This is a genomic window from Janthinobacterium sp. GW458P, assembly GCF_002127585.1.
Classification (GTDB): Bacteria; Pseudomonadota; Gammaproteobacteria; order Burkholderiales; family Burkholderiaceae_D; genus Janthinobacterium.
The window spans coordinates 1-8,682 of the sequence record NZ_NEGZ01000097.1 but is presented as its reverse complement, the minus strand read 5'-3'; the positions used below and the strand labels follow the sequence as shown (position 1 = coordinate 8,682).

Genomic DNA, 8,682 nt, shown 5'->3' with positions numbered 1-8,682 from the left:
CGCCTGCAGCGCGGCCGCCACGGCGTCGCCGGCCGCCTTGTCGCGCTCGGCGTCCGGCCCCCGGCTGTCGAGCTCCACCAGCAGCTGGCCCGCCTGCACGGCCTGCCCCTCGCGCACGTGCACGGCGCGCACGGCGGCCACGTCGACGGAAGCGATGGTCTTGGTGTTGCCGGACGGAATGATCTTGCCGGCCGCATTGACGATGATGTCGACCTTGCCGAACACGGCCCACAGCACGACGCAGGCGACGAGCAGCATCAGCACACGCGCAGTGAGGCGCAGCGACGGCGACACGGGCCGCTCCTGCAGCGCCAGCGCGGCAGGCAGGAAGGCCGCCTCGTCTTCGCTGAGCACGGGGCCGCCCAGGCTGGCGCGGTTGCGCCAGCTGTGCCGCAGTACCTGGCCATAGCGTTGCAACAATTCGCCATACGCGGGGAGACGGTGGCCGGCGTTCATGTTGCGTCCCCTGTTGCGCTCCCGACGCCGCCCTGCTGCAGGCTGTACAGGTGGGCGTAGATGCCGCCCGGCCGCTTCAGCAGCGCGTCGTGGCTGCCCAGTTCCGCCACTTGCCCCCGCTCCATGACGACGATGCGGTTCGCTTCGCGCACGGCCGACAGGCGGTGGGCGATAATCAGCACCGTGCGCCCCGCGCAGATGCCGCGCATATTGTCCTGGATAATCTTTTCCGATTCGTAATCGAGCGCGCTCGTCGCCTCGTCGAAGATCAGGATGCGCGGATTGCCGATCAGGGCGCGGGCGATGGCGATGCGCTGGCGCTGGCCGCCCGACAGGCCCGTACCGTGTTCGCCCACCATGGTGTCGTATCCTTCTGGCAACTCGCAGATAAAATCATGGGCGCCCGCCAGTTTCGCCACGGCAATGACCGCATCGATGGGCAGCGCCGGGTCGCTCAGGGCGATATTGTCGCGCACGGAGCGGTTGAACAGGATGTTTTCCTGCAGCACTACGCCGATCTGGCGCCGCAGCGAAGCCGTGTCGATGACGGCGATGTCCTGCCCGTCGATCAGCACCCTGCCCCGCTCGGGAATGTAGAGGCGCTGCGCCAGCCGCGTCAGCGTGCTCTTGCCGGAGCCGGAACGCCCGACGATGCCGATCACCTCGCCGGGCGCGATGGCAATCGACACATCGCGCAAGACTTCGGCCGCGTCCGGGCGGTAGCGGAAACCCACCTGCTGGAAGTCGATGGCGCCGGCGATGCGCGGCAGGCGCGCCTTCTGGCTGCCCGCCTCGGCCCGCGCGTTGAGGATGTCGCCCAGGCGGCTCATGGAGATGCCCACCTGCTGGAAATCGTTCCACAGCTGCGCCAGGCGCAGGATGGGCGTGGCCACCTGCCCCGCCAGCATATTGAAGGCCACCAGTTCGCCCACCGTCATTTTCCCGTCGATGACGAGGGTGGCGCCCCACCACATGATGGCCGCCGTCACCAGTTTGCTTACCAGTGTCACGCCGCCGCTGGCCAGCATGCCGATGTTGTTCGCCGACAAACCCGCCGACACATAGCCGGCCAGCTGCTTTTCCCACTGCTGCTGCCAGCGCGGCTCGACGGCCATGGACTTGAGCGTGTCGACCCCGCTGATAGTTTCAACCAAGAAAGACTGATTTTCCGCGCTGCGGTTGAATTTGTCGTTCAAGCGCCCCCGCAGCACGGGCGTGAGCAGCATCGACAGGGCCGCGTAGACGGGAATCGACGCGAGCACGACGACGCTGAGGGCGGCGCTGTACCACAGCATGGCGGCGATGAAGATGAAGGAAAACAGCACATCGAGCACCAGGGTCATGGCATTGCCGGTGAGAAAGGAGCGGATATTTTCCAGTTCATGGATGCGCGCCACGGAATCGCCCACGCGGCGCGCCTGGAAGTACGCCACCGGCAGGGCCAGCAGGTGGCGGAACAGGCGCGCGCCCAGCTCCACGTCGATCTTGCTGCTGGTGCGCGCAAAAACATAGGTGCGTATCATGCCCAGCACGGCTTCGAAGACGATGGCGCAGACCAGGCCGATGGCCACCACGTTCAAGGTCTGCATGGCGTGGTTGACCAGCACCTTGTCCATCACCACCTGGAAAAACAGGGGCGTGGCCAGGCCGATCAGCTGCAGCACGAAGGAAATGAGCAGCACCTCGCCCAGCAGCCTGCGGTATTTGACGATGGCGGGGATGAACCAGCTGAAGTCGAAGCGGGCCGTCTCGCCCGCGTAGCTGGCCTTGCTGGTAAAAAAGATCAGTTCGCCCGACCAGGCGGCGAGGAATGCGTCGCGGCCGAGGATCTGCGGCGGCTGGCCCGGATGCTGAATCAGCACCTTGCTCACGGCGCCGTCGCTGCTGTCGACCTTGCCGAGAATAAAGAAACGCCCGTCGTGACCGATGGCGATGGCGGGCAGCGGCGCTTGCGCCAGCCGTTGCGGCGCCTGGCGCACCAGCCTGGCCGTCAAGCCCAGGTCTTTGGCTGCCAGCAGTATGGTCTGCCGCGTGAACACGGCCTGGCCGAAAGCGTGCCTGAGCCGGGCGCCGTCGGCGGCGACGCCGTGCAGGCTGGCCATCAGCAGCAGCGACAGCAGGCCCGTGTCGGGTGATGTGGGTTCAAGGGGCGGCGGATCGTTGCGGTATGAGAAAGCTGTCATCGGGCGATATCAAGAAGTCAATGGCGCAGCCAGGCCGGGACATGCAGGGCCGGCCCGGCCGCGCGGGGGTGGAACTACGTGCTCAAGCGATTAATGCGCCGCCGCCAGCTGGATCTGCGTCGACGGGCTGCCGTGGCCGGACCACGGCGCCGATGCGGCTGCCGGCACGGCGAAACCGGCCATGGCCTGCACCAGCTGGCCCGGATCGGCTTGCCAAGCGCCGGAACCGTCCTGCATGGCCACGCCGAATTGCTGCGCAGCACGCCAGTTCTGCGCCAGCGCGGGCGCAAGGACGGCGGCCGTGCCGGCAGGCAAGGTCAGCTGGCCGGCCGGCGGCGGCGTCAGGCCCGCCATCGCCTGCACCAGGTTTTGTACATTGCTACCCAACAAGACGCGGCCATCGGCCGTGCGGAATTCCTCGATGCGCCGCGGCGCGCTTTCGTACCAGCCCGTGACCATGACCTTGTCGCCGGTGCCGATGGTGCTCACTTCCAGGGCCGTGCCCACCTGGCGGAACCATAGCTGCTCGGCGCTGACGCCGGCCAGGAAGGACACCACGTCGCGGCTGCCCGCCTCGTCGGCCTCGGTAATGACGTCGACGCCGTCGCCGCGGGCAAAGATATAAGTATCGTTGCCCAGCGCGCCAGCCAGCGCGTCGTCGCCCTTGCCCCCTTGCAAGGTATCGTTGCCGAGGCCGCCAACGAGGGTATTCTTGGTCTCATTGCCGGTCAGCACGTCATCGAAGGTGCTGCCGATGACAATGCTGAAATTGGCCAGCACGTCGACGCCGGGACGCCCAATCACGGGGCCGCCGACGGGCGCAAAGGCGGCCGTCACGCCCGCGCTGGCGCCGGTGTAATTGAGCATATTGCCGGCACCACCGCCGTCAAGCACGTTGCCGCCGGGCGTATCGACATAAAAGATGTTGCTGGTATAAGCGCTGCCCGTCACGGTCAGGCCGGCGCCGTTCAGGCGGACGATTTCTACGTTGTCGGGCACCGTATAGTTGACCTTGGTGTACACCGTATCGTTGCCGCCGTTGCCCTCCTCGACGATGAAGTCGCCCGCGTGGTTGACAGAATAGGTGTCGTCGCCGCCCAGGCCCTGCATCAGGTCGGCGCCGGCCGTACCGTTGATGACGTCGGCGTTCGCCGTGCCGGTGAAGGTTGCTCCCGTCGGTTGCGTGGGGCCGTTGAAGTGCCAGGCCTGGGCCAGCACGGGCGCCAGGGCGCTGGCCGTGGCGGCAGGCAGGGTCAGCTGGCCCAGCGGCGGCGGCGCCAGGTTCGCCATCGCCTGCACCAGCAGCTGCACCTCGGCGCCGCGCAGCACGTGGCCGCTGGCCGTGCGGAATTGCTCGATGTTCGGCGTGGCCGCCGACCAGGCCCGGATGGTGATCTTGTCCGTCGTGCCGATGGTGCTCACCTCCAGGTCGGCGCCCGCCTGGCGGAACCACAGCTGGTCGATATTGACGCCGGCCAGGAAGGTGATGGCATCGTAATTGGCATCCGCCGAGGACTCGGCGATGATGTCGGCGCCATCGCCGCGGCCGAAGACATAGGTGTCGTCGCCCAGGCCGCCGACGAGAAGATCGTCGCCCTTGCCGCCTTGCAGGGTGTCGTTACCCAGGCCGCCGGACAGGGTGTTGGCCAGTTCGTTGCCGGACAGCACGTCGTAATAGGCGCTGCCTGTCACGCTGGAAATATTGACCAGCACATCGCTGCCCGGGCGGGCCGTGGCAGCATCGTTGATGGAAATCATGGTGGCCGTCACGCCAGCCCTGGAGGCGGCATAGGTGGCCGAGGTGTTTGTCCCGATGCCGCGCAGCACATTGCCGCCGGCAGCATCGACGTGGAAGACGTTAGCGTTGCCGTTGCCCGTCACCGCCAAGCCGGCGGCGCTGACATGCACCTCTTCAACATTGGCGTCCAGCGTGTAATCGACCGTGGTGTAGACGGTGTCGCGTCCGCCGCCAGCCGGCTCGATCACCATATCGTAGCCATGGTTGACGTAATAGATATCGTCGCCTCCCAGACCCGCCATCACGTCGGCGCCGGCCGTGCCCTTGATGATGTCCGGGTTCGCCGTGCCGGCAAAAACGCCGTTGGTCGGCTGCTTCGGGCCTTCCGTGCGCCAGTTCTGCGCCAGCACGGGAGCGAGGACGGTGGCTTCGTAGATAGGCAAAGTCAGCTGGCCAGCCGGCGGCGGCTGCAGCGTGGCCATCGCCTGCACCAGTTTATCCACATCGCTGCCCAGCAGCACGCGGCCGTCGGCCGTGCGGAATTCATGGATGCGCGGCGCCGTGCCAACAAACCAGGCATTGATGGTGATCTTGTCGCCGGTACCGATGGTACTCACTTCCAGGGCCGAGCCCACCCGGCGGAACCACAGCTGGTCGGCGCTGACGCCGGCCAGGAAGGACACGACGTTGCGGCTGCCCGCCTCCTCCGTTTCCACGAGGGTATCGGCGCCGTCGCCCCGGGCAAAAATATAGGTATCGTCACCCTGCAAGCCGATCAGCAGGTCGTCCCCCTTGCCGCCGCGCAAGGTATCGTTGCCGAAACCGCCGGAGAGGGCATTCTTGAGCTCGTTACCGGTCAGGACATCGTCGAATTTGCTGCCGGCGATGCTCATCAGGTTAACCAGCACATCGCTGCCCGCTGGCGCCGTCTGAAGGTCATTCGGGCCCAGCAGCGTCGCCGTCACGCCCACGCTGGAATCGAAATAAACGACCGAGTTGCCCGCGCTGCCGCCATCGATCCTGTTGCCACCGGCCCTGTCGACGTGAAACACATTATTGGTGTTGGCGCTGCCCGTCACGGTCAGCCCGGCGGCGGTCAGGTACACGTTCTCGACATGCTCGGCCACCGTGTAATTGACGCTGGTATACACCTTGTCGCTGCCGCCATTGGCCAGTTCGACGATCACGTCGCCGCTGTGGTTGACGTAATACGTGTCGTCGCCGGCCAGGCCTTCGAGCACGTCGGCGCCCGTGGTGCCGCTAAGCACATCGGCGCCGGCCGTGCCGATGAAGCGCTGCGGGGCCGCAAGGCTGTTCAGGTAGGCGTCGATGGCGGACACGCCGGCCGCTTCGGCCGACGGCGCGAAGGCGGCGGATTCAAATTTTTCAGTCATGTTGCAGTTTCCTGTCGTTAAACTTAAAAAAATCACGAGTGGACATGTCGGCGCAAGCCGGCATGGAGGGCAAAGTCGTGCCGCATCGAAAAGCAGGTTCAGCGTGCACCCTGCAGTGACAGCCCGGGCGGGGAAGCACTGCCATTTGTCACGCAAATGTCATGAAAGCGGGATGTGGGGAGGGAACGGCCGCGTGGGGCCGGGGGATGGCGCGGCGCCGTGTAGCCGCCGGCCGGAGCGATGCTAGCCGGCGCGCGCCAGGGCTTGCAGGGCGCGCAAGCGGTCCATGTCGGCCGCGAACGCCGCCAGCGACGCGTCGAGGGTCAGGCCCGGGCGGCTGGCGAGGAAGGCGCGCCAGGCCGGGGCGTGACGGGCCGCCTCGTCCCTGCCGTTCCTGCCGTCAAGCCAGGCGATGGCGGCCATGGCTTGCGCCTGCTCAAAGTGCAGCTTGGGCTGGCGCAAATAGTAGGCCAGATAGCGGTGCAGATAATCGCGGCTGTCCGGCGTGTCGAAGGCGGCCAGCGCCAGGCAGTATGCGCTGCCCGCATAGCACACTTCGCTGGCCAGCAGCAGGCCGCCCAGCTGCGCCGTAAAGTGGGGGCGCTGCATCCATGCGGCCAGGCTGGCGCCCGCCTTGCGGCTGCGCCAGTCGAATTGTCCCAGCAGGCGCGCGATGACGGCGTCGTCCGCCTGTGCCAGCCGCGCCACGCATGCGGCCGCCTGGGGCAGGTGCAAGCCCATGTACAGGGGCCGGACCCAGGCGTCGCGCAAGTCCGGCGTCAGCGGCTCCTGCGGCGGCTGCGGCGGCACGGGAAACGGATGGTCGTGGCTGACGGTGGCGCCCGCCACGTGGCGCTGCAACGCTGTCAGGGAAGAATCTGCCGTCATGGCGGTGCTCCATAAGTCTGGTCTTGCAGCTGTTGCAGCAGGAAATCAATGAAGGCGCGCAGGCGCGGCGGCAGGTGGCGGCTGGCCGGCCACAGCAGCCAGAACGCCGTGTGCGCCTGCGTGTGCTCGTCCAGCAGCGACACCAGCTGCCCCGCCGCCAGTTCGCGCTGCACGGCAAACGCGGGCAGGTAGGCGATGCCCTGCCCCTGCACGGCCAGGAAGACGCGCATTTCCACGCTGTTGCACACCATGCCGGGCGGCGGCTGGGCAGCCTCGTCCACCAGCGGCCACGGCTCCAGGCGGCCCGTGGCGGGAAAACGGTAGTGCAGGCGCTGGTGCCGCAGCAGTTCGGCGCCGTCGGCGGGCCGGCCATGGCGCGCCACGTAGGCGGGCGACGCCACCAGCAGGCGGCGGAACGTGCACAGTTTGCGCCGCATCAAGCCCGAGTCGGCCAGTTCGCCCGTGCGCACGGCCGCGTCATAGCCGTCGCTGACGAGATTGACCATGGCGTCGGAAAAATCGAGGTCGAGCCCGATGGCGGGATACGCCAGCATGAAGGCGGCGATGGCCGGCTCGAACAAGCCGCTGTAGCGCGGCAGGCTGATGCGCAGGCGTCCGCTGGGGCCGCTGCTCGACTCGCTCAATTCCCGCTCGGCCGCTTCCACCTCGGCCAGGATGCGCTTGCAGCGCTGCAAGAATTTTTCGCCCTCGTCCGTCAGCGCCAGGTGCCGCGTGCTGCGCTGGAACAAACGCGCGCCGAGGCGCGCCTCCATGCGCGCCACGCTCTTGCCCACGGCCGACGATGACAGGCCCAGCAGCCGCCCCGTGGCCGAAAAACTGCCGCTGTCGGCCACCTGCACGAACATGGCGATGCCGCCCAGGCTATCCATATGAACCCCATTGAAGACGTTTTTGTCCGATATGTTCGTCAGTTTAGCCCATTTTTCTTCAATGCCGGCCGCGCCATACTCGCCGCTCCTTCTTTCTGCTCCCCTACCCATGCCCTCCTCTTCACATTTCATGCTGACACTGCAAGTGCTGGCCGCCTGCCTGACGGGCTTGCTCATTCCCCTGTGCTTCACGGGTCCGGCCGTCGTGCTGCCCGCCCTGGCCGCCGAACTGCGCGGCAGCGCCACGGCCCTGAACTGGGTCATCAATGCGTATATCCTCAGCTATGGCAGCGCCATGATGGTGGCCGGCAGCCTGACGGACGTGCTGGGACGGCGCCGCGTCTGGCTGGCCGGGCTGGCGCTGTTTTGCGCGGCCACCCTGGCCATCGCCGTCGCGCCGTCCGTGGCGTGGATCGCCGCGCTGCGCCTGCTGCAAGGCCTGGGCGGCGCGGCCGCGTTTGCCGCCGCCATGTCCTCGCTGGCGCCCCTGTTCCGCGGCGCCGCCCGCAACCGCGTGATGAGCGTGCTGGGCACGACCTTCGGCCTGGGCCTGGCCTTCGGCCCGCTGGCGGCCGGCGCCATGCTGGAGCTGGCGCGCTGGCCGGCCGTCTTTTACGCCACGGCCGCGCTGGGCGGCGGCGGCATGCTGCTGGTATGGACCAGCGTGCCGGCCGATGCGCCGTGCGGCAAGGGCCGGCCGGACTGGCCTGGCGCCATCAGCTTCAGCGTCGCGCTGGCCCTGCTGACCCTGGCCATGCTGCTGGCGCCCGAACACGGCTGGCGCAGCGGGGGCGTGCTGCTGTCCATCACCGCGTCCGTGCTGCTGTTTTTCATTTTTATCAGGATCGAACGCAGGACGGCGCAGCCCATGCTGGACTTGACCCTGTTCCGCCAGCGCCGCTTTGTCGCCGTGCAAGTGCTGGCCGCCTCGCCCGCCTTCCTGTTCATCGTGCTCATCGTCATGCTGCCGGGGCGCTTCATCGGCATCGACCATATGTCCGCGCTGGCGGCGGGCCGGCTGATGACGGCGCTGGCCGCGCCGCTGCTGCTCGTGCCCATGCTGGCGGCGCTGCTGTTGCGCTGGTTCGAGCCCGCCACCCTGTGCGCGGCGGGCTTGCTGCTGGCCGCGGCGG

Annotated in this window: 6 protein-coding genes; 1 reads left to right on the top strand and 5 read right to left on the bottom strand. The window is 67.5% G+C overall.

The window, feature by feature from the left end; translation table 11 throughout:
• From CBW50_RS27490 to CBW50_RS27470, 5 genes are all read right to left on the bottom strand, one after another.
• Nucleotides 1-456: biotin/lipoyl-binding protein (locus CBW50_RS27490; protein WP_139842674.1), on the bottom strand; the 456-nt coding region annotated here is incomplete at its 3' end.
• Entirely contained in the window at nt 453-2,639 is a 2,187-nt protein-coding gene (locus CBW50_RS27485; protein WP_086148439.1) for a type I secretion system permease/ATPase, read from the bottom strand. The genes CBW50_RS27485 and CBW50_RS27490, both read right to left, overlap by 4 nt.
• 90 nt (nt 2,640-2,729) lie before the next feature.
• Entirely contained in the window at nt 2,730-5,771 is a 3,042-nt protein-coding gene (locus tag CBW50_RS27480; protein WP_086148438.1) for a calcium-binding protein, read from the bottom strand.
• A gap of 243 nt (nt 5,772-6,014) precedes the next feature.
• The gene (locus CBW50_RS27475) at nt 6,015-6,659 is read right to left on the bottom strand and encodes a DUF6000 family protein (RefSeq protein ID WP_086148437.1); all 645 of its coding nucleotides are present in this window, start codon (nt 6,657-6,659) and stop codon (nt 6,015-6,017) included.
• Nucleotides 6,656-7,549, bottom strand: coding sequence for a LysR family transcriptional regulator (locus CBW50_RS27470; RefSeq protein WP_086148436.1), 894 nt, complete (start codon nt 7,547-7,549; stop codon nt 6,656-6,658). The genes CBW50_RS27475 and CBW50_RS27470 overlap by 4 nt, the downstream gene beginning before the upstream one ends.
• Nucleotides 7,550-7,679: 130 nt before the next feature.
• Between CBW50_RS27470 and CBW50_RS27465 the strand changes: the two genes are divergently transcribed.
• A partial coding sequence (locus tag CBW50_RS27465) for an MFS transporter (RefSeq protein ID WP_253252015.1) occupies nt 7,680-8,682 on the top strand: 1,003 nt, incomplete at its 3' end.

Excerpts from the sequence above, each read along its gene's own strand:
- CBW50_RS27480 (WP_086148438.1), bottom strand. The coding sequence starts at position 5,771 with ATGACTGAAAAATTTGAATCCGCCGCCTTCGCGCCGTCGGCCGAAGCG.
- CBW50_RS27485 (WP_086148439.1), bottom strand. The coding sequence starts at position 2,639 with ATGACAGCTTTCTCATACCGCAACGATCCGCCGCCCCTTGAACCCACA.
- CBW50_RS27475 (WP_086148437.1), bottom strand. The coding sequence starts at position 6,659 with ATGACGGCAGATTCTTCCCTGACAGCGTTGCAGCGCCACGTGGCGGGC.
- CBW50_RS27470 (WP_086148436.1), bottom strand. The coding sequence starts at position 7,549 with ATGGATAGCCTGGGCGGCATCGCCATGTTCGTGCAGGTGGCCGACAGC.